Here is a 20,156-nt window from a genome sequence, read left to right on the forward strand (position 1 = left end):
TTAAACAAACATTGTAAATTGTAAGTAGGTGTGTAAGATTTATTGTTATCAGATTTAACATGGCCTGGAGGCTAAATGTTTTTAGATTACTTTGCATTAGGGATATTATTTTTTGTCGTTATTTTTATTTTTTACGGCATTATTGCTATCCATGATATTCCCTATGAGATTGCTAAAAAACGTAATCATCCGCAACAGGACGCCTTACATATTGCAGGTTGGGTTAGCTTGTTTACTTTGCATGCTATTTGGCCTTTTTTATGGATTTGGGCCACGTTATATCGTGAGGATAGAGGCTGGGGATTTTCAGATAGCCGCCAAAGAGAGTTAATTCTTGAAGGTGAGGTAAAAGAACTTATTCAGCAAGTGACTCAATTAACACTTAGGTTAGACCAGGTTGAGAGTAGTAAAGTGGCTAAAGCCATTGCCTCTAAAGGTGATTTAGCTGCGGTAAAAGTAACTGACGAGCTTCAAACCGAGTCAGTTGATAAGGAGATAAAATAATGGATTTACTGCTTATTCTGACCTATGGCGCCATTTGTATCGCAATTTTTAAAGTCTTCAAAATTCCATTAAATAAGTGGACTGTGCCGACAGCCTTACTTGGCGGCATAGTGTTAATAGGTTCATTGTTGTTATTAATGAACTATAACCATCCCTATACCAAGTTTACTAGAGAGTACTTCGTTTCTATTCCTATTACCCCTGCGGTGAAGGGGATTGTGACTGAGGTGAATGTTCAGCCCAACATGCCTGTCAAAGAGGGCGATGTTTTATTCAAAATAGATCCCACACCTTATGCTGCAACGGTTAAGCAAAAGCAAGCAGCACTTAAAGAAGCTGAACAACAGGTGCCTCAACTACAAGCTGCCTTTGAGTCTGCACATGCTAAATTAGAACAAGCTCAGGCAGATTCAACCCGGACGGAATCAGCATATAGACGTTATGAAGAAGGACGTAAAAAAGGCGGTCAAAACTCACCTTTTACTGAACTTGAATTAGATAATCGTCGTCAACTTTACTTAGCCTCATTAGCGCAGCGCGATGCTGCAAAAGCGGATGAGCTTCGCAGCCGTCTAGCATTTGAGTCAAATATTGACGGGGTTAATACTAAGGTTGCGGGATTACAAGCTGAGTTAGCTAAAGCGCAATTTGAATTAGAGCAAACCATTGTGCGCGCACCTGCTGATGGTGTGGTAACCCAATTAGCATTGCGCAAAGGGGTAATGGCCGTTCCTATTCCACTTCGTCCTGCATTAACTTTTATTCCAGATGAAGAACGATATTTTGCCGGTGCTTTTTGGCAAAACTCGTTAATGCGTTTAAAGGAAGGCGATGAAGCTGAAGTGATTATCGATGCTGTGCCTGGTGTGGTGTTTAAAGGCAAAGTGGCTAAAATTTTACCCGCGATGGCCGAAGGTGAAGTCCAGTTTAGTGGTAGCTTACAATCATCAAGTAGACTGTTTCAACGTGGTCGCGTAGTAGTATTAATTGACCTTGATAAGAATGCCACCCTTGATAGCTTGCCTGCAGGCGTTGCTGGACAGGCAGCTATTTACACTGAACACTTCAGTCATGTTGCTGTTATGCGTAAAGTACTACTGAGAATGCAGGGCTGGTTGAATTATCTATTTGGCGATCATTAACTCTTAGCTGATCTCAATTAACTTGGTTTAACTAAAAACGTCCGCATTAGCGGACGTTTTTTAATTAAAGGTGAAGTGATTATTTTGCCGGTTTGGGCGGAAACTGTTGAAGAATATGATAAACAGTTTCAGCCGTTTTCTGGGCCTTAAGCTCGCCACCTTGTTCAAAATCATATTTATCAGTACCGCGCCAAATCAATCGGTTTTCTTTTGGGTCAATGACATCAATCTGAATAGTTTGCATTTTCGCACTATCACTGCCGATCGGAACCCCAATACTGGTACCAATACTTGCTCCACCGCTACTTCCCCAGCTACCTGTCCCCAAACCAATTGAAAGACCTGAACTTTTAGGCTTGGTCTCAGTTTGAAAGGCAAAACTAACCAAGAAATCAGCATTATTATCAGTTTGGATAAAACCTTGGCTGACCAATGCTTGCACAATGTCCCGGTTAACTCTTTGTACAGTGAGTGGATCGTCGGTATTGGCAACATCTACAAGGTTAAAGCTTTGTAACTGACTAAAATCATAATTAATATCATAGTCATTTTTTGGCGTACTTTGGCAACCTAAAGCTGCCAAACCTACTATAAACAATATGGCTTTAGAGAAAAAGTGCAACAAGGTTTTATAATGCATGATTGGCGTTAACATAAGAGGCGTCTCCAAAAAATGTACATTTTTACTGCAATTGGTATAACCTTAACTATATCGTTAATTGGTTAACTTCGCTCTCACTATGGAACAATTAAGTTTTTTCGCTATTCCTAGCCCCTGTGTTGGTATCTGTCAGTCAGATACTAAAGGGTATTGTTCAGGCTGTTTTCGCAGTCGTGACGAGCGCTTTAATTGGCTGCATTTCTCTGAACTTCAAAAGCAAGATATCGTGCGGTTGTGTGCTGCACGGCGAAAAAGACGTCAATATGCTGTATTCAAAGCGCAAAAATTACAGCAACAACAGCAACAATCGAGCAGTAATAATCAGTTTGATTTTAACCAAGCTGATGATATGGATTTATTGGGTGATTTAAGTCAGTTTGAGCTAGATTAGCTTTTTGCCATTATTATAGGCCAGCTTAGAGTAAATTCAGTTTTTGCCTGGTTACTCGATATGGTTACATTCCCCTTATGGCGCATCATAATCCGTTTAACAATGGCGAGGCCCAAACCGTGGCCTTTATTGCCACTATGTTGGGATTGGCTACGATAAAAAGCATCAAAAATATAAGGATGATCTTCTACCGGAATACTAGGGCCGTCGTTGTTAACTGATAAGTAGACTTTAAGTTGATCCGTTCGTAAATTGATTTGAATACTTGATTTAGCATAGCGCTGTGCGTTGGTAACAAGATTTTGTATTGCCCGTTCGACCAAGGATCCTTCGCCTTTGATATAGATTTGCGTGCTGTTAGTAAGATTTAATTCAATATCATGATCACTTAAATCTTCAAGCCTGAGGATCAGTTGTTTACAGATGCTGACCAGTTCGCAGTTTTCTAAAATAGGCTCAATTTGCATCGTTTCTAGGCTGGCATAGGTCAGTAACTCCTGCAACAAGTCCTCCATCTCTTTTATATCAGTTTGCATGCCCTCCAAAAAATCAATGCGTTGGTTAATATCGCTTTGAGGCAGACAATATTGCGGTAGTAGAGCAAGTGCGAACTTAAGCCTTGCTAAAGGTGTCCTAATTTCATGTGAGACAGCATTAGTAAGATGTTTTTGGTTATCTATTAAACTGCTGATGTGCTGTGCCATATCATTGAAGGTGAGAGCAAGAGGTGATACTTGAGAACTAGTACTGAGGTCAATGCGAGTATCCCAGTTGGCTTCACCAAATTTTTTAGTAGCGATACGCAGTATTTTTAAATCTCGCGAAAGGGGCCATACCCATATTAAAGCTACCAGTGCCAGTGATGTATAAAAAACGATAGTAAATATTCCGCGTAATTGACTGCGGGGTTCAATGTCAAACGGTCCAGCCACAAGCACTTGTTCACCGACGGCAATAAATTGCAATTGTTGCTCATTTGATTCAGTGGTTAATATCTGATTATCTGCAAGTTGTATATCACCATTTAAGGCAACTTGATTACGTTGAAGCAGTTGTAATGAAAATGAGTGTTGATCACTTATCGCATCCAGAAGAGATTGCCTATCGGTCTCTGGCTGCTGAGATAAGAGCAATGCTAAAACAATAAGCGGAGTATCGACATCATCATTTTCGTCAACATGGTTTTGCCAAAGGCTATCTAATGTCCAGCCGATGCCTAAAAAGCTTAAGCTGAGTAGTAAATATAGGCTGATGAATAAACGTTTCATTTTAGTGTAATCACCTAGCCATTCCATGCTTCTGGCGCGAATAAATAACCTTGTCCCCATACTGTTTTAATACGAAACGGCGTTTCAATACTATCCCCCAGTTTTTTGCGTAGACGAGATGTGCGAACATCAATTTTGCGATCTTTGCCATCAAAATCGATGTTGAGTAGATATTGATAAATATATTGACGACTTAATACCTGACCAGCCTGCGAGGCTAACAGCCATAACAGTTCAAATTCATGGTTGGTAAGGTCAACTTTTGTATCGCCTAGTCGAATCGTTTGCGTATGCGGATCGATATTGAGCTTGCCAAAATTAAGACAATGAGACTCTGGCTTATTAGGCAAAGCTTGGCGACGAAGTAAATTATTAATTCTAGCCACTAATAATGCTGGTTCAACCGGTTTCACGACGTAATCATCAGCGCCTAATTCTAAGCCTTTAATTTGATCTTCATTGGTGCCCAAGGCACTCATTAATAAAATAGGGCCGGAAAAATAATCGGGTAACTTTTCGCAAAGACTGAATCCATCAAGTCCTGGTAGCATAATATCAAGCAAAATAATGTCAGGCTTGTAGCTGATTAAACGTGTCAATACTGTGTCGCCGCGACGTTCTACTTCAACATGCATATCATGTGTTTTTAAGTAATCAACAATCAGGTTGGCTAGTCGAATATCATCTTCAACTAATAAAACTCTGTGGGTAGATTGTGGTTGGGTCATTAAAATAAGCTCCAAGGATTCCGATAGCGTCTTCTGATTTGTCGAGATGATGCTTTATTGACCTTTAATTTCACGCCCGCAAGCGTGATGTTGTCGTGTTTGCTTACAAGTATAAATTGGATGTCTTTATCGGTTTTTATGGTTAAATTGACCGATTTTTCGTTTGGGTTGTCCGAACACCATCTCGGTATGCTTGGGTAGTCTGAAATAATACATACGAGTTCTTCATTGACCAAATTCCATGTGAGTAAAAGGTCTATCTCACAGTAATCAAATTGATCATCAGTGAGGCAAAAATTTGGCATAGCATTTAGCTGCACTTGATGTTTAAGAGGCTCTGCAGATGTTGAAAAAGCACTCATAAACAAAACTGATATACCAATAAGCTGATATAAAATGCTGATAGGATAATGTTTCAAAATTAAAACCTATAAGCTACGCCAACAAAATAACTTTGACTGTTATCTTGATTGACTAATGGACTATCAGTTATTTCATCAGACAAAGCTGTGTAACGATATGCCATTAAAATATTCCATTGCCCATTAAGAATGTAGCGGGTGGTGAGCTCCATCCCTTTATTCCAGCCTGAACTAGCTTGGTATTGCAGGCTCCAATAGCTATTCTCGCTTTGTCTAACCCCATAATAATATTGAATAACTTTAGCACTTTTCCAATCAGCTCTTAGGGCTAGGTCAAATACCCATTGCTTAACCGCTAAGCCGTAATTCCAACTAATATGTGCAGTGTCACCATTATGAACATTGAACATATCATGGGCGTAAGATACTTTAAAGAAGCCTAAACGAGCATAATAGAAGGCTTCAAGACCACCATAAAAGGTGAAATTTCGCCTTTCTAAACTATTAAAAACTTTAGGTTCACTGGCTCTGGATAATGACGATAATCCCATCGGCATAATATTTAAATTGTCATCAGTACTTCGGCTAAAAAAAAGGTTACTCGGATCCCAATTATAAAAGAAAGCTCTGTCATCACTGTAGTTGGTGACGAGGTTGAGCGAATACTTTTCGGCTTCTTGCAAACTATACCCAAAGTTGCCATTGTCAAAAAACCATTGTTCGCCGTAATAAGCTATCGATGGTAAGACATAGAGTGGAATATCGTCATAACCTTGTAGCGGGTTTGTTTTTTGGCCAAAACCAATAGCGACAGATATGTCCCATTGTCCTTCAGTGATACAGTCTCCTGACACTAAACAAGGGGGATCTGTTTCAGCTGTTGCGTTAAAGTGCGTTCCGATAATCAATATAAACGTAACTGCATAGATATATTTAAGCATAGGTGATGGCATAACCTTATATATGTTTAATATTAAGATATTGATATTTAAATTTATTGAAACTTAACCGTTAAACCTGGAGCACGTAATAACCAACATGTTATCACTATCTCTCTATTGCATTAATAACTAACCCATGCCTGATACAAAGTGTTACGAGTGAGAGGTGCTTTAAAAGGGTAAGGTTTAGCTTTTGATTGCTTTCCAGAACAATTGGAAACTAGCTTGCCTGTGTAAGTCATCACACCCTAGTTCAGGATGATCAGTAAAGAAGCGGATTGCGGCTAAGTATTGTCCATGACAGTTTTCAAGTAGCAAAGGGAGCGGGTAGTGGCTAATTAGATTTTGTTGTTGACCTTGTTCAATTAACTCGACAACAAACCCTAATATGCTATTCATTGCTTGTTGTCGCGTAATGGGATCTATTTCCGCTGACAGTGAAAATTGCAGGAAAAACTTTTGTTTTATGGGGTGAGTAATCGCCCAATCAATGGCATTTTGCCACAGACTATTTGCATCTTGCTCTACATCATTTATGTATAGCGTATTAAGGGTTATTGCATCAGCAAACTCTTGTTTAATATCTAGAAAGAGTTGATTGATAATACTATTTTTAGAAGGGAAGTGATGAAATAAGGTGCCGGTTGCCACGCCCGCAGCTTTGGCTATAGAAGCTGTTGAGGTGGCATGAAAACCTTGATTGACGAAAAGCGCTAACGCAGACGCTAAGATGGCTTGTTTCTTATCAGTTTGTTTGTTAGTCGCGCTTTTAGTCATCACAAGGATTATTCCTAACGTAAAAAGAACTTCATTAACATCTTTTGAATCACAGTACCGTAAGGCGGGTGAACTAAAATGCCCGAGTTAATTTTACCGCTATTTAATATCGTTTTGGCGTGGCTGAAAGTAAGGAAGCCCTCTTTACCGTGGTAATGCCCCATACCTGAAGGTCCAATGCCACCAAAGGGTGCGTCATCAGCAGCCACATGAAATACGGTATCGTTAATGCAAACGCCACCTGAGTGGGTATGATGTAAAATATTATTTTGAGTCTTACCGTCAAAACTTAAGATATACAGTGCAAGCGGGCGATCGCGTTGATTGACATAACCTATCGCTTCATCTACCGATTGATAGCCAATAATTGGCAAAATAGGACCAAAAATTTCATCTTGCATCACTAGCATGTCTGTATTGACCTTGGTCATTAACTGGGTTGCTAGTTTTCGCTTACCAGGTGTGACACTGCCAGTAGAAGCTGATATGACAGTCGCTCCCTTTGCCTTGGCATCATCAATTACTTTCGTTAAGCGTTCAAATTGGCGATCATTAATAATGTTGCCGTAATCTGGGTTGTTATCAAAATCAGGGTACATTTTATTAAATCTTACTTGGTAAGCTTTAATAAATTCGTCAATTTTGTCTTCAGGGCAAAGTACATAATCAGGGGCGACACAAATTTGGCCTGCATTTAAGCATTTACCAAAAATTAATCGCTCTACAGCTGTTTCAATAGGCATGTCAGGTGCAATAATAGCCGGTGATTTACCGCCAAGTTCTAAGGTCACAGGGGTGAGATTTTCTGCTGCAGCTCGCATAACATGACGGCCAACAACCGTTGAGCCAGTAAACAGAATGTGATCAAAAGGCAGCGCTGAAAATTGAGCTGCGACATCCGCTTCACCTTCCACTAATGCGACTTCATTTGGATCAAAAACCTGTGCTAACAAGTCCCGCAATACTTGATTAATGTGTGGCGTGAACTCAGACATTTTTAACATGGCTCGATTACCCGCAGCGATAGCGGTGATCAGCGGACCAATTGATAACATCACTGGAAAGTTCCACGGCACAATAATGCCTACTACACCTAAAGGTTGATATTGCACAGTGACTTTAGAAGGCGAAAGTAATAAACCAGCATGGCGCTTACTAGGCTTCATCCAAGCTCTAAGGTTTTTTAGGGTGTAATTAATGTTATTGATACAAGGCATAATATCGGAAATGACGGTATCGTTTTCTGAGCGGTGGCCATAGTCATTATTGAGTGCGGTGACTATTTTTTGCTGATTTTGCAATAGTGATAGTTTTAGTTGTTTCAGTTTAGCCACTCGCGACTCATAGCTTGGAGCAGGCATTGATAAATATTGGCTGCGTTGGGAATGAAGCAATTGCTGTAGTGGTGATAACGGTGAGTGTTCAACGGCCATATTCATAAGGTAACTCCTGCAAAAAGAATCGAAAATACGGTTAAATATAAACCGACTGATTAGTCGGTCTAATTCTAAGGGGGTTTTACTCGATATGCAATAACTGTTGAGTATTTGACCAAGATCACTTAGAAGTTGCGATAAAAGACTACACTTTAAAAATGTTTCAATTTTTTAAGGAGGATATTATGCGAAGTAAAACGATTCTATGGCCGACAGATTTTTCTGAGACGGCGTCCCATGCACTGCAATATGCCATTGAAATGGCCAATCTGTATAACGTCGGCATAAGAATTTTGCATGTGGTTGATCAACCTTTTGGTGATGAAAATTACATGATATTAGCGGTAACACCAGAAGAGTTAGCTAAAAGTATGGAGGAGACTGCTGCACAAAAAATGCACTCTTTACTCGCTAAGTTAACTATTACGACCCCAGTTGAAACCATTGTTCGTAGAGGTGATGCTGTCACTGAAATAGTCGCTGAAGCTAATTCAGGCGATATAGGTATGGTTGTGATAGCCAGTCATGGACGCACAGGTTTGGCCCATTTTTTACATGAAAATGTTGCTGAATCAGTCGCCAATCAAGCAAGTTGTCCGGTACTGGTGGTCAAATAGTGCAATTGTAGAATTGATTGATTTAGATGGTCTCAGTTACTTACCTATCTAATTTATTCTTTATTATTAATACTTAACCGTCATTCGCACCAAGACCTGCTATTTATTGGCAAAATTAGTGCTTATCGATAAAAAGATGACTTAGATAAAAAGATGACCCGGATAAAAAAATAACTGTGCCACAAGAGTGAGTGGCACTCGTTATCTTGTTGAGTGTTAAGTGATGCTTGGTAATTGCTAAATCCATTGCTTATATTGAGTTGAAACGGTATTGAGTGATCGGGCTATTAATGTGTTTGCCACTTCAATAGGTATATAAGGCAGTATAATAGCGCCACTTGCTAAACCTAATTCTAAATAGGCAAGTTGTTGCGTTTTCTGCATTGCTGTCTGCGTGACTTTCACGTGTTGTATTTTTTCAAATGGAATTCGTTTCCAGTCTCGTCCTAGTAAACCGCTGTGTTGCCAAACTGCATCTTGTTCTAGCACATATCCCCATCGCTTATAGCGAATATAAAGCAGTAGGCTCGCTAATATGGCTGCAACAAACGCGAACTCAACCAGTTTGATGTCTATATCCAAGGTGAAAAATAGGCCAAGTAAAATACTAAAGGGAATAAATGGCAGCCATATTCTTTTATATAACCAAGCAATATTTATCCCAGTGTAGTCGGTCGGTAATGTAATAACTGAAGGACTTAATGAAGGTAACATACTGAATATCGGTTCTATTTCAGTATTTTTAATAGAAGGGATAAGCATATGTTGCTTGGTTCTTTCCTCCACTTCATTACCTTTTACTTGCTTCAAAAACAGCGTCCAGCGGTTAACAAAGCGCGCTAATAGCGGTTGTTGAAAATGGATAACCTGAATACGCTTAATCGCTAATGCATCTTGTTGATGCGCAATAACCCCGCCACTACGTTGCAATGTCTGTTGATGTTTATCGAGTGAATATGGATGATATTTGAGTACTGAGGCTAGAATTGAAATAGCCGAAAAAAGTAGGTAACCCATGATAAATAAACTGCTAATCATGATTAATTGCAGCATGAAACTATCATGTGTGGCTTGGTTTACCCATTCTACTGATGCTTTAATTAAGGGAGATTGAGCCACTTTCTCCCACTCAATTTGTCCAGCTACAGGACCTGCAATAATGGCGAACCAAATAAAGTTATTTTGATAAAAACCAAATATGACAAGCTCCTTCAAGCTTCGTTTTATAATCGGTTGGTCCGAGGTCGTCGCTTTCATCGCTATTTTGCTAGTTTCATCATCCTTGCTTGTTGCTGTTTCACTGACATTATTTAGCTGCAATAAGTGCTGCTTTAAAATCTGCGCATGTTGAGCGTCAAGGGCAGTTAGCTTGGCTTCATCTTTACTTGAACCAGCGGTTTCTATGACCAAAACGGCAAGCTTGAGTGGCTTAAAATAAAAAGGTTGTTCAAAACGAATATTTTGAATTCGATTAAGAGGGATTTCATCTTTTTTAGTGAAAAACAGCCCTCGTTTTACATCGAGTTGCTCTGTACTTATTCTGTAGCGAAATTTTCGCCATTGAATGAAGGCAAATGAGGTCAATAAAATAAGTAAGACTATAAATCCATCAATAACCCATACAATCGATACATCGTTGCTCCAACCAGCATAAAAAATTGGGATTAAAGCATAACCGTTACTTAGAATGTTTTTCAGCGAACCGAACACAAAGCTTAATATCGACCAAGGTGATAATGCTCTCCAATCAGTTAAACTCGGGGTTGGCTTGATGTTGGCTTGTTCATGTGCGCTTGATGGTTGATCATCAGTCATGTTGAGGATCCAAATCAGTATTTAACTCTTGTTGTTCTATTTGTTGGTTCTGCGCCGCTTGATGCAATAAATGCTGGCGAAGGTGTTCAGCTACTTTCGCCGGCAATCCGGGCAAATTTATTTCGGCTTCACCTGATCCCGCACTGAAACATTTTAAGGTAATAAGTTGGTATTTTCGTTCAAGTGGCCCCTGAGATAGATTAACGTGTTGTAAACGTGTGTAGGGTAGTGCGGTTGTTGATACCCAAAATAAGCCTTGTCGCATAATAAATTCATCTTTAAATACGCCATAGCAAACCGTTAATGCTTTTAAATAAGTCAATCGAGTAGCAAAAGCCCCAATGGCTAGAATAATAGGCAAAATAATAATTTTACTGATCAAATCCAAGGGTGAGGCCAGTATCATAAACAGACAAGTTACTATGGCTATTACGCCAAATAATACACCACTGGTGTAGAGTTGCAGCTTAGGATAATTGTCGTCGACCTTATTTAGGACTAAATCCTGTAAAGGCGTCAGCTGAGTGGTGGGCAATAAGTCACCGTGATCATAGCCTGTTAATGTAGGTGGCACCTGGCTATGTATATCAGAATTAGTCATCATGTCTCATCAGTTATTAAAACTTGAAATATACTATATCGACATTTTATGTCACATGATAGGGGAGTGCTTGGTTGTAGTTTGTTTATTTGTAATCAGCTTCTACCGATGATGGTTAGCATTTTTAGATGATAATGATGTTCTATTTTAGGTGATAATTAGGTTTTATAAATGATGGAGCAGAGTGGCACACATGACGTTAGATTTATTTACTGATCACGATCCCAACATTAAGTTACCTCCAGTGGTGCACCAGCCAGATTTTCTGTCCGAGCGTCAGCAAAGGCTTTTATTACAAGAAGCGAGCGATTACCCTTTAACTAAAATAGAAATTGAGGTGTATGGAAAGAAGCACTTTATTCCGCGCACACAGGTTTGGTTTGGTGATGAAGGGTGTGATTGTCGATACTCTAAAACTTTGATTAATCCCTTACCTTGGCCACCAGTATTGTCAAAATTACGGCAAACATTATTACAAAAGTGCCACTTAGACTTTAATGCCGTGTTGGTTAATCGGTATGCTAACGGGACAGAATGTATGGGCTGGCACAGTGATGATGAGCCTGAAATTGTTGCTAATAGTGCTATTGCATCCATTACACTCGGAACGTGTCGCGACTTTGTTGTGCGTCATAAGGCGTCTCAACAAAAAATGTCATACCCTTTGCAATCGGGTGATTTATTGATTATGCAACCTGGAATGCAGCAAACTTGGCAACACTGTTTGCCTAAGCGTTTAACGGTCAATACTCCACGGATAAATTTTACTTTTAGGCAGATAACACCTTATTTTTACCCGGTATGAAGTACCCACAATGTGTTTTATAAAACAGCACATAAGGTTTAAAGGGTTATCAAGACGCGGCCTGTTTGGTGTCAAAGACATCAGCCGCTATTCTCGCGAATTAATAATTCTATCTTTGCTTCCTTGTTGAGTTAACATTTTATCGCCACAGTGTTTGACGTTTACGTTTTAACCCAGTACTCTTCGATTTTTAAGAGCCCAAGAGTAGGTCGCTATGTCAGTTGCACAGACTATTACTGATAAACTGAATCAGTCGTTTACACCATCACATCTTGAAGTGATTAATGAAAGTAATCGCCATCATGTTCCACCTAATTCAGAAACCCATTTTAAAGTGGTCATCGTCAGTGATCTATTTGATGGGCAGCGTCCATTAGCGCGACATCGCAGCGTGAATGCGATTCTAGCTGATGAATTAGCGAATGGCGTACATGCATTATCAATTAATACCTACACTGAAGCAGACTGGCAAAACCTTGCTGAAGTACCTCGAACCCCGAACTGTAAAGGGTAATAGAGTCATTTTAAACCTCACTGATTAGTGGGGTTTTTTATTGAATTAAACTTCACGTTAGCATAACTATTCTTCTGCAATCTAAGCTGTATTACCTTCACATTAACGCTATATTTATACGACTTGCTTGAACTGATTGCGCGACTCGCCAATAAGATAAAAGGGACACTGGTAATCAAGTGCCTATTTCTGTATCGAGAAACCAGTGAGGCGATGTTTTAATGGAATGCCGTTACAGCAAACGGCTGAAAAATTATCACAATTAGTCACTATAAGTCTTTAGTTGAGTTTAATTCATGCTGGTAGAGAGTTGTGCATTGTTGATGGTATGATGAATCTGTTATCGTCAAACGTGTTGACCATTTTGAGTTGTTTCGAGTTAGCGCGCCCTTATCTTTGGAGAACACAATGCCGTTATTAGATAGTTTTACTGTAGATCACACTCGTATGAATGCTCCCGCTGTTCGAGTTGCCAAACATATGAGCACTCCAAAGGGGGATGCTATCACTGTATTTGATTTACGTTTTTGTGCCCCTAACAAAGACATTTTAAGTGAACGCGGTATTCATACTCTAGAGCATTTGTTTGCAGGATTTATGCGTGATCATCTTAATGGTGACAATGTTGAAATTATTGATATTTCACCGATGGGTTGTCGTACCGGGTTTTATATGAGCCTTATTGGTGAACCAAACGAGCAACAAGTTGCAGATGCGTGGTTAGGCGCAATGGAAGACGTATTAAAAGTGACTGAGCAAAAAGATATTCCAGAATTAAACGAATATCAGTGCGGTACTTATGAGATGCATTCACTTGAACAAGCACAAGATATTGCTAAAAATATTATTGCTGCTGGTGTTAGCGTAAATAAGAATGATGATTTAGCATTAAGTGGTGAGATTTTAGGCACGCTTTAACGTCAGTTATTACACAAAAAAGCGGCTTAGGCCGTTTTTTTGTGTCTAAAATTAACTAATTTTTAACAGCTTGTGGTTGATGCTGTTTTTATGTGGATTAAACCGTTATTGTATATAGCATTAACAGTGCATTTTATAAGACAAGATAGAATACGGAGATTGATATGTCTGATCGCTCTTTTAGCGTTTCAATGGTGGCCTCAGCAGTATTATTATTGCTTGGCAGTTTTCCAAGTGTAGCAAGCACAGTAACGGAGTCTATTGAAGATAAAAACTCCCGTATTGATTTACAACAAGATGGAGTGTCAATATTTCATTATCGCCAATCGGCCAATGTATTAGCCAAAGCTGGTGTGACGGTCCTTCCCAATGTTGAAGATGCGCCGAATGCGATTTCAATTCGTGGCGCAACCAATGGCGTTGCAATATTACAAGATAATATTTTTTATTTGGCGGCGCCTTATTCTGGTCAAAACCTTGTTGCTCAACCGAACTTATTTTTCCAATCGGCAATCTCAACCAACAAGCACACCAATGTAAACTCAGGCGGGCAGGGTGCATTTGGGCAACTCAATTATCTGACGGCTAAAATCAGTGAGCGTGAAACTGATGCGATTATCAATATTGAAGCCGATCAAGACGGATCGCCTGCAGGGGGCTTAATTGTTAGTGGCAAAACCAAGCAATATGGCATGTTATTGGGCGTTGATTACCAAAAAGATGAAACAGATGTAGGGCTTAACAGCAGTATAGATAATAAACATCAAGCAACAGACATCCTGTTTAAAATTAATGCTGATAGCCTAGTCGGTGCTAGAAATCCACAAAAAACAGAGTTCAGTTATCATTTTACTGATACTACACTTGATAATAGTGATATTGGATTAACCCTCGCAGATTTTACTACATCGGCTGATAATCGCTATGCAGCGACAGCGTTGGATTTTGATCAAGGTAAGCGTCAACGATATGCCCTAGCACATCAAGTTAATATATCAGGTCAGTCGATTATGTCGACAGACTTTTATTATCAAAGCTTTGCTCAACGTGGCCATAATACGTTAACAATCAATGACGAAATAATTAACCGTCAGTTGTTACAGGTATTATCTGATTTTGAAACCAATCCTACTTCCCAAGGCTTACCCGCAAGTGCAGTGGTTGCTAATAACGATTTTGATGGTTTTGGTGTGCAGACGAAGGGGGTCAGCCTTTACGGCGCTCATGAAGTAACCTATCAAGCGCGTTATCATAGTGATAAGGCTGAAATGAAAGTGGCTAAAATAGATTACTTATTAAGTGAAAATTTAGGCCTCAATGCACTGGATGTGCAATATGGTATTGGTGATTATACGGATGATGCAGATGCATTTACTACGTCGGTTAATACCAAGCTGAACTATGATGCCTGGTCAGTAAATTTCGGCTTAGGTTATGAAAGTGTGAGCGTGACGCGTGAGTTAGGTGACAATGCAGATTTATTAACCGCGGCTGACTTTTCTGATGATGGCTGGTTACCTTCTGTTGAACTTGCTTATAAAAAGGATGCCTGGCTATTAGCATTAAGTGCTAAACAAGCCTGGACCGCTGCTGGTGCCGGTAATGCCGAGCAACTAGCACAAGAGGCATTACAATATCAACTGGCATTACAATATCAACAAGAAAATTTCAATGTCGGTTTATCGACTTATATGCATGATTTTGATAATCAGCATATGACCTGTAAATGGGGTGTTAATTGTGTTCCTTTGCAAGAGGCATTACAGGTTAATTTACAAGATGTCTCTGTGGCAGGTATAGATTTAACGATTGACTACAAAATGGACTTTAATAGTTTCTCTATTCCAATGGCGTTAGATTATAGCTATACCCAAGCTGAATTTGGTCAGTCTAGCTGTGATGCCGTTGTTGGTTGTTATGCTGATGGCCAACAATTGCCTTGGGTGCCAGAGCAACAAGTTAGCGCCAGTATTGGTCTGGTTATGGGCAAGTTTAGTATTTTTGCTAATGGCTTGTATCAATCAGAAACTGGCAGCGTGTTTACCTTAGGGAATTATGGTATTGACTCGCAACTTAAAATTGATTTAGCAGCGCATTATCAAATGACTCAAGCGCACAATGTCTATGTCCGCATAGAGAATGTGTTAGATGAAGAGTTAATCGCTAAAAATTATCAGATGGGAATGTTATCTCAAAGTGAAATGACAACCTACATTGGTTATCAAGGTAAATTCTAATTCAGATTGTAAATTTTACACCTGTCAACTAGCCTGCTTATTATAGGTTAGTTGGCTAATTATCCGCTGGGCAGTGTTCTGGTTGATAAATAATCATTTCATCTTTAAAGATAGTGTAAAGCTCATGCTGAAATAGCATGGGCTTTATTTGTAATCCTTCCTATTTTAAAAATATTAATCAAAAATATTACTTTTAAAATTAATGCTATATTTTAGTTTGCATGGAACAAAATATGCGCTTTAGGCCTAATAAATAATCGACAGTCGCTTTGCTCTATAATTAGAAGATTAAATTGGTGCATTGGTTTGAAAACACCTATTATTTTCGTGGCGATAGTCTTATATATGGGGTAAAATGCGCGCGACCAGCGTGATTATGATCGCATTTCCGTGTTAAACCTGCGCTAGCTCAAGAATGATGTGTATTTTAACACATTGTTTTTTAGCGGAACGTGGCGCATTGTCTTTCCTTCAAACGTAGTGCTTGTGGATATGATTACAATTAAGAAAGGATTGGAACTACCTATAACAGGTAGACCAGAGCAAGTTATCCATAATGGCCCAGCCATTAGACACGTAGCTACTTTGGGTGAAGAGTATATTGGCTTACGTCCAACGATGAAGATTAAAGTGGGCGATAAAGTACAAAAAGGCCAGGTTCTTTTTGAAGATAAGAAGAATTTAGGCGTTAAATATACGGCTTTAGCCAGTGGTACTATTTCCGAAATTAACCGAGGTGCTAAACGTGTACTTCAGTCTGTTGTCATTGAAGTTGAAGGTAACGATTGTGTTGCGTTCAATAAATATGATGCTGGCGCATTAGACACGTTAGACTCGCAAGTTGTTCGTGATAATCTGATTGAATCAGGTTTATGGACGGCATTGCGTGTGCGCCCATTTAGCAAAGTGCCTGCAGTTGATGCTGCTACACAAGGCATTTTTGTCACTGCTATCGATACACAACCTCTTGCTGCCAATCCTGTGGTAGTCATTGCCGAACATAAAGATGATTTTGCCAATGGCTTAAAAGTGCTTGCACGTTTAACTGAAGGTAAAGTGTATTTATGTAAAGCATCTGGTGCAGATATTCCTGCAGCAAATGCCCAAGTGGCTGAGTTTGCTGGAAAACACCCAGCAGGTCTTGTCGGTACACACATACATAACATTCTTCCAGCTTCTGCTACTCGTAGTGTTTGGCATGTTGGCTATCAAGATGTTATTGCTATTGGCCAGTTATTCACTCAGGGCACATTAAATACTGAGCGTGTTATTGCCATTGCCGGTCCTAAAGCAAAACAACCTCGTTTAATTCGTACTCAAGTAGGCGCAAGTATTACTGAGTTAACGACAAATGAGGTTAATGAAGGCAAAGTTCGTGTCATTTCAGGCTCAGTATTAAACGGCCGCTTAGCAATCGGGCCTCACGCATACTTAGGTCGTTACCACGCGCAAGTTAGCTTACTTGAAGAAGGTTATGAGAAAGAGTTATTCGGTTGGGCTATGCCTGGGTCGGATAAATTCTCAGTCACTCGTGCATTTTTAGGTCACTTAAGTCCTTCTCGCTTATTTCCAATGACAACTAGCACTGGTGGTTCAGACCGCGCTATGGTGCCGATTGGAAACTATGAGCGGGTAATGCCACTTGATATTCTTCCTACCATGTTATTACGTGACTTAGTGTCGGGTGATTATGATGGCGCCGTGAGACTGGGTGCTCTTGAGTTAGATGAAGAAGATTTGGCGTTATGTACTTTCGTATGTCCAGGTAAATATGACTATGCTTCATATCTACGTGACTGCTTAGATACGATCGAGAGGGAAGGCTAATGGGCTTGAAAGATTTTATCGAACGTATTGAACCGCAATTTGAAAAGGGCGGCAAATACGAGAAGTGGTATGCGCTTTATGAAGCGGCTGCCACAGTATTTTATACTCCAGGTAAAGTGAACAAGGGTAGAACCCATGTTCGTGATAACATCGATCTAAAGCGTATTATGATTACGGTTTGGGCGTGTACATTTCCAGCTATGTTTTTTGGTATGTACAACGTGGGTCTTCAAGCGCAAGTGGCATTAGTTGCTGGCTTTGGTACTCCAGATGTTTGGCAAGTTGGCTTGTTTGAGTTATTTGGTGCTCAGTTAACCGCTGACTCTGGGATCACATCATTGATGTGGTATGGCGCGTGCTTCTTCCTCCCTATCTACGCGGTGACTTTCGCTGTCGGTGGTTTCTGGGAAGTATTATTCGCTTCAGTCCGTGGCCATGAAGTAAACGAAGGTTTCTTCGTGACTTCAGTGCTATTCGCACTAACTTTACCTGCAACGATTCCTTTATGGATGGTGGCGTTGGGAATTACATTCGGTGTTGTGGTCGCCAAAGAAATCTTTGGCGGTACAGGCCGTAACTTCCTTAACCCTGCTTTAGCCGGTCGTGCATTTTTGTTCTTTGCTTACCCCTTAAGTATGTCTGGTGACACTACTTGGGTTGTTGCCGATGGCTATTCTGGCGCAACATCACTAAGCCTAGCTGCACAAGGCACATTTGATTATGCTAATAATGCAAAATGGATTGATTCCTTTATGGGCTTCATTCCTGGTTCAGTTGGTGAAGTTTCTACCTTTGCTATTTTGCTGGGCGGTTTAGTCATTATTTATGCTCGCATCGCTTCATGGAGAATTGTAGGTGGTGTTTTCATAGGCATGGCTGCTATTGCAACATTATTAAACGTAATTGGTAGCGATACTAACCCTATGTTCGCAATGCCTTGGTATTGGCACTTAGTGTTAGGTGGTTTTGCTTTCGGTATGATGTTTATGGCGACTGATCCAGTATCAGCTTCATTTACCAATTCTGCAAAGTGGGCCTATGGTCTGTTAATCGGTGCGATGGTAGTGTTTATCCGTGTGATTAACCCTGCATTCCCTGAAGGTATGATGTTAGCTATTTTGTTTGCTAACTTATTTGCCCCATTATTCGACCACTTCGTCGTGCAAGCAAATATCAAACGGAGGATCGCTCGTGGCTAGTAATAAAGATTCGTTCGGTAGAACGCTATTTGTTGTTGTCGGCTTATGTCTTATCTGCTCAGTGCTTGTTTCTACCGCGGCTGTGGTATTAAAACCTATTCAGCAAGAGAACAAGTTACTTGATAAGCAAAAGTATATTCTAGAAGCGGCAAGCCTTATTAATACTAAAGAAGGTAATGTCACTAAAGCAGATATTCTTAGCAAATATAATCAATATGTTGAAGCGCGTTTAGTCGACCTGAAAACCGGTGAGTTTGTCGAAGGTGACGCTAACACTTATGATCAACGTAAAGCATCACGTGATTTAAGTACTTCATCAATTCCTGAAAATGACATTGCATCAATCAAGCGCGTTGCTGATAACGCCGTAGTGTATTTAGTGCGTGATGATGACGGTAACTTAACAAGCGTAATTTTACCTATTCACGGTTACGGCTTATGGTCAACCATGTATGCATTTTTAGCATTGGAAGCTGACTTAAACACGATTCAAGGCTTAGTTTATTATGACCAAGCTGAAACACCGGGTTTAGGTGGTGAAGTTGAAAATCCAAAGTGGAAAGCACTCTGGAAAGGCAAGCAGTTATTTGATGAGCAAGGTGACTTGGCCATCAGCGTAACGAAAAACCCTGCAGTGGCAAGCACTGTTTACGGTGTTGATGCACTTTCTGGTGCAACATTAACCAGTAACGGTGTACAGCATTCATTGCAGTTTTGGTTAGGTAAAGAAGGCTTTGCAAGCTTTATCGCTAAAGCACGCAACGGAGGGTTAAGCTAATGGCTGACGTTAAAGAACTTAAACAGGTTCTCACCGGACCTATTATCAATAACAACCCAATAGCATTGCAAATATTGGGTGTATGTAGTGCCCTGGCTGTTACCACTAAGCTTGAAACTGCATTGGTAATGACGATTGCATTAACAGCGGTAACAGCGTTTTCTAACCTGTTTATTTCGCTTATTCGTAATCACATTCCAAGCAGTGTGCGTATTATTGTACAGATGACCATTATTGCCTCATTGGTAATTGTGGTTGACCAGGTCCTACAAGCTTATGCTTATGCTATTTCTAAACAGTTATCAGTATTTGTAGGTTTGATTATTACTAACTGTATTGTAATGGGTCGTGCTGAAGCTTATGCAATGAAAACACCTCCGATGATGAGTTTTATGGATGGTATCGGTAACGGATTAGGTTACGGTGTTATTTTATTGTCTGTTGGTTTTTTCCGTGAATTATTTGGTAATGGTTCATTATTCGGCGTAGAAATCCTCAGCAAAATCTCTGACGGTGGTTGGTATCAGCCTAACGGTTTATTACTGCTGCCACCAAGTGCGTTCTTCTTGATCGGCGGTTTTATCTGGTTGATCCGTACTTATAAGCCAGAGCAAGTTGAAGCAAAAGGGTAAACG

General features: G+C 40.0%; 21 protein-coding genes. 12 read left to right on the top strand and 9 right to left on the bottom strand.

Translation table 11 applies throughout. The features are described 5' to 3' along the window. Positions 1-75: 75 nt before the first annotated feature. Entirely contained in the window at positions 76-504 is a 429-nt protein-coding gene (locus FJ709_RS04560) for a DUF3302 domain-containing protein (protein ID WP_226413854.1), read from the top strand. Then, positions 504-1,646 carry an HlyD family secretion protein gene (locus FJ709_RS04565; RefSeq protein WP_226413856.1) on the top strand — a complete coding sequence of 381 codons (1,143 nt, stop codon included), beginning with the start codon at positions 504-506 and terminating at the stop codon, positions 1,644-1,646. Before FJ709_RS04560 ends, FJ709_RS04565 begins: the two co-directional genes overlap by 1 nt. Before the next feature lie 79 nt (positions 1,647-1,725). Here FJ709_RS04565 and FJ709_RS04570 read toward each other — a convergent pair whose 3' ends face one another. Beyond that, on the bottom strand, positions 1,726-2,301 hold the full coding sequence (locus tag FJ709_RS04570) for a DUF4136 domain-containing protein (protein WP_404830014.1): 576 nt from the start codon (positions 2,299-2,301) through the stop codon (positions 1,726-1,728). 85 nt (positions 2,302-2,386) lie between these two features. Here FJ709_RS04570 and FJ709_RS04575 point away from each other — a divergent pair, with 85 nt between their 5' ends. Beyond that, positions 2,387-2,698, top strand: a complete 312-nt coding sequence (locus FJ709_RS04575) for a DUF1289 domain-containing protein (protein WP_226413858.1) — start codon at positions 2,387-2,389, stop codon at positions 2,696-2,698. Here the strand turns inward: FJ709_RS04575 and FJ709_RS04580 are convergent. From FJ709_RS04580 to FJ709_RS04605, 6 genes are all read right to left on the bottom strand, one after another. After that, complete coding sequence (locus tag FJ709_RS04580) at positions 2,695-3,966, bottom strand: ATP-binding protein (protein WP_226413860.1); 1,272 nt, start codon at positions 3,964-3,966, stop codon at positions 2,695-2,697. The two genes, FJ709_RS04575 and FJ709_RS04580, sit on opposite strands and share 4 nt — an antisense overlap. Before the next feature lie 14 nt (positions 3,967-3,980). Beyond that, entirely contained in the window at positions 3,981-4,694 is a 714-nt protein-coding gene (locus FJ709_RS04585) for a response regulator (RefSeq protein WP_226413862.1), read from the bottom strand. After that, entirely contained in the window at positions 4,694-5,113 is a 420-nt protein-coding gene (locus FJ709_RS04590) for a DUF3019 domain-containing protein (RefSeq protein ID WP_226413864.1), read from the bottom strand. The genes FJ709_RS04585 and FJ709_RS04590 overlap by 1 nt, the downstream gene beginning before the upstream one ends. Before the next feature lie 2 nt (positions 5,114-5,115). Further along, positions 5,116-5,997 (bottom strand): MipA/OmpV family protein, encoded by an 882-nt coding sequence (locus FJ709_RS04595; protein WP_226413866.1) that lies wholly within the window; start codon positions 5,995-5,997, stop codon positions 5,116-5,118. A gap of 186 nt (positions 5,998-6,183) precedes the next feature. Further along, on the bottom strand, positions 6,184-6,774 hold the full coding sequence (locus tag FJ709_RS04600) for a TetR/AcrR family transcriptional regulator (protein WP_226415853.1): 591 nt from the start codon (positions 6,772-6,774) through the stop codon (positions 6,184-6,186). 14 nt (positions 6,775-6,788) lie between these two features. Continuing rightward, positions 6,789-8,213: a coniferyl aldehyde dehydrogenase gene (locus tag FJ709_RS04605; RefSeq protein ID WP_226413868.1), complete on the bottom strand. Its 1,425-nt coding sequence runs from the start codon at positions 8,211-8,213 to the stop codon at positions 6,789-6,791. Between the two features lie 182 nt (positions 8,214-8,395). On the opposite strand from FJ709_RS04605, the gene FJ709_RS04610 reads away from it, so the two are divergent. Beyond that, entirely contained in the window at positions 8,396-8,827 is a 432-nt protein-coding gene (locus tag FJ709_RS04610; protein ID WP_226413870.1) for a universal stress protein, read from the top strand. A gap of 237 nt (positions 8,828-9,064) precedes the next feature. On the opposite strand, the gene FJ709_RS04615 is transcribed toward FJ709_RS04610, so the two are convergent. Both FJ709_RS04615 and FJ709_RS04620 read right to left on the bottom strand, forming a co-directional pair. Then, positions 9,065-10,642, bottom strand: coding sequence for a PH domain-containing protein (locus tag FJ709_RS04615; RefSeq protein WP_226413872.1), 1,578 nt, complete (start codon positions 10,640-10,642; stop codon positions 9,065-9,067). Next, positions 10,635-11,246 carry a PH domain-containing protein gene (locus FJ709_RS04620; protein WP_226413874.1) on the bottom strand — a complete coding sequence of 204 codons (612 nt, stop codon included), beginning with the start codon at positions 11,244-11,246 and terminating at the stop codon, positions 10,635-10,637. The genes FJ709_RS04615 and FJ709_RS04620 overlap by 8 nt, the downstream gene beginning before the upstream one ends. A gap of 190 nt (positions 11,247-11,436) precedes the next feature. Between FJ709_RS04620 and FJ709_RS04625 the strand changes: the two genes are divergently transcribed. From FJ709_RS04625 to FJ709_RS04660, 8 genes are all read left to right on the top strand, one after another. Then, on the top strand, positions 11,437-12,048 hold the full coding sequence (locus tag FJ709_RS04625) for an alpha-ketoglutarate-dependent dioxygenase AlkB family protein (protein WP_226413876.1): 612 nt from the start codon (positions 11,437-11,439) through the stop codon (positions 12,046-12,048). Positions 12,049-12,262: 214 nt separating this feature from the next. Next, on the top strand, positions 12,263-12,562 hold the full coding sequence (locus tag FJ709_RS04630) for a BolA family protein (RefSeq protein WP_226413878.1): 300 nt from the start codon (positions 12,263-12,265) through the stop codon (positions 12,560-12,562). Positions 12,563-12,970: 408 nt separating this feature from the next. Beyond that, positions 12,971-13,480, top strand: a complete 510-nt coding sequence (gene luxS, locus FJ709_RS04635) for an S-ribosylhomocysteine lyase (RefSeq protein WP_226413880.1) — start codon at positions 12,971-12,973, stop codon at positions 13,478-13,480. 164 nt (positions 13,481-13,644) lie between these two features. Further along, positions 13,645-15,717, top strand: coding sequence for a TonB-dependent receptor (locus FJ709_RS04640; protein ID WP_226413882.1), 2,073 nt, complete (start codon positions 13,645-13,647; stop codon positions 15,715-15,717). 492 nt (positions 15,718-16,209) lie between these two features. Beyond that, complete coding sequence (locus FJ709_RS04645) at positions 16,210-17,544, top strand: Na(+)-translocating NADH-quinone reductase subunit A (protein ID WP_226413884.1); 1,335 nt, start codon at positions 16,210-16,212, stop codon at positions 17,542-17,544. Next, a complete protein-coding gene (locus FJ709_RS04650) occupies positions 17,544-18,743 on the top strand; it encodes an NADH:ubiquinone reductase (Na(+)-transporting) subunit B (RefSeq protein ID WP_226413886.1) in 1,200 nt (399 codons plus the stop codon). Before FJ709_RS04645 ends, FJ709_RS04650 begins: the two co-directional genes overlap by 1 nt. Next, complete coding sequence (locus tag FJ709_RS04655; RefSeq protein WP_226413888.1) at positions 18,736-19,521, top strand: Na(+)-translocating NADH-quinone reductase subunit C; 786 nt, start codon at positions 18,736-18,738, stop codon at positions 19,519-19,521. Before FJ709_RS04650 ends, FJ709_RS04655 begins: the two co-directional genes overlap by 8 nt. Further along, positions 19,521-20,153, top strand: coding sequence for an NADH:ubiquinone reductase (Na(+)-transporting) subunit D (locus tag FJ709_RS04660; protein ID WP_226413890.1), 633 nt, complete (start codon positions 19,521-19,523; stop codon positions 20,151-20,153). Before FJ709_RS04655 ends, FJ709_RS04660 begins: the two co-directional genes overlap by 1 nt. The last annotated feature ends 3 nt before the right edge of the window (positions 20,154-20,156 follow it).

It is taken from the genome of Shewanella glacialimarina, from assembly GCF_020511155.1.
GTDB lineage: Bacteria > Pseudomonadota > Gammaproteobacteria > Enterobacterales > Shewanellaceae > Shewanella > Shewanella glacialimarina.

Coding starts and splice junctions, on each gene's coding strand:
- FJ709_RS04580 (WP_226413860.1), bottom strand. CDS start 3,966: ATGAAACGTTTATTCATCAGCCTATATTTACTACTCAGCTTAAGCTTT.
- FJ709_RS04565 (WP_226413856.1), top strand. CDS start 504: ATGGATTTACTGCTTATTCTGACCTATGGCGCCATTTGTATCGCAATT.
- FJ709_RS04615 (WP_226413872.1), bottom strand. CDS start 10,642: ATGACTGATGATCAACCATCAAGCGCACATGAACAAGCCAACATCAAG.
- FJ709_RS04645 (WP_226413884.1), top strand. CDS start 16,210: ATGATTACAATTAAGAAAGGATTGGAACTACCTATAACAGGTAGACCA.
- FJ709_RS04660 (WP_226413890.1), top strand. CDS start 19,521: ATGGCTGACGTTAAAGAACTTAAACAGGTTCTCACCGGACCTATTATC.
- FJ709_RS04570 (WP_404830014.1), bottom strand. CDS start 2,301: ATGTTAACGCCAATCATGCATTATAAAACCTTGTTGCACTTTTTCTCT.
- FJ709_RS04630 (WP_226413878.1), top strand. CDS start 12,263: ATGTCAGTTGCACAGACTATTACTGATAAACTGAATCAGTCGTTTACA.
- FJ709_RS04605 (WP_226413868.1), bottom strand. CDS start 8,213: ATGAATATGGCCGTTGAACACTCACCGTTATCACCACTACAGCAATTG.
- FJ709_RS04560 (WP_226413854.1), top strand. CDS start 76: ATGTTTTTAGATTACTTTGCATTAGGGATATTATTTTTTGTCGTTATT.
- FJ709_RS04585 (WP_226413862.1), bottom strand. CDS start 4,694: ATGACCCAACCACAATCTACCCACAGAGTTTTATTAGTTGAAGATGAT.
- FJ709_RS04640 (WP_226413882.1), top strand. CDS start 13,645: ATGTCTGATCGCTCTTTTAGCGTTTCAATGGTGGCCTCAGCAGTATTA.
- FJ709_RS04650 (WP_226413886.1), top strand. CDS start 17,544: ATGGGCTTGAAAGATTTTATCGAACGTATTGAACCGCAATTTGAAAAG.
- FJ709_RS04600 (WP_226415853.1), bottom strand. CDS start 6,774: ATGACTAAAAGCGCGACTAACAAACAAACTGATAAGAAACAAGCCATC.
- FJ709_RS04595 (WP_226413866.1), bottom strand. CDS start 5,997: ATGCTTAAATATATCTATGCAGTTACGTTTATATTGATTATCGGAACG.
- FJ709_RS04625 (WP_226413876.1), top strand. CDS start 11,437: ATGACGTTAGATTTATTTACTGATCACGATCCCAACATTAAGTTACCT.
- FJ709_RS04620 (WP_226413874.1), bottom strand. CDS start 11,246: ATGATGACTAATTCTGATATACATAGCCAGGTGCCACCTACATTAACA.
- FJ709_RS04575 (WP_226413858.1), top strand. CDS start 2,387: ATGGAACAATTAAGTTTTTTCGCTATTCCTAGCCCCTGTGTTGGTATC.
- FJ709_RS04610 (WP_226413870.1), top strand. CDS start 8,396: ATGCGAAGTAAAACGATTCTATGGCCGACAGATTTTTCTGAGACGGCG.
- luxS (WP_226413880.1), top strand. CDS start 12,971: ATGCCGTTATTAGATAGTTTTACTGTAGATCACACTCGTATGAATGCT.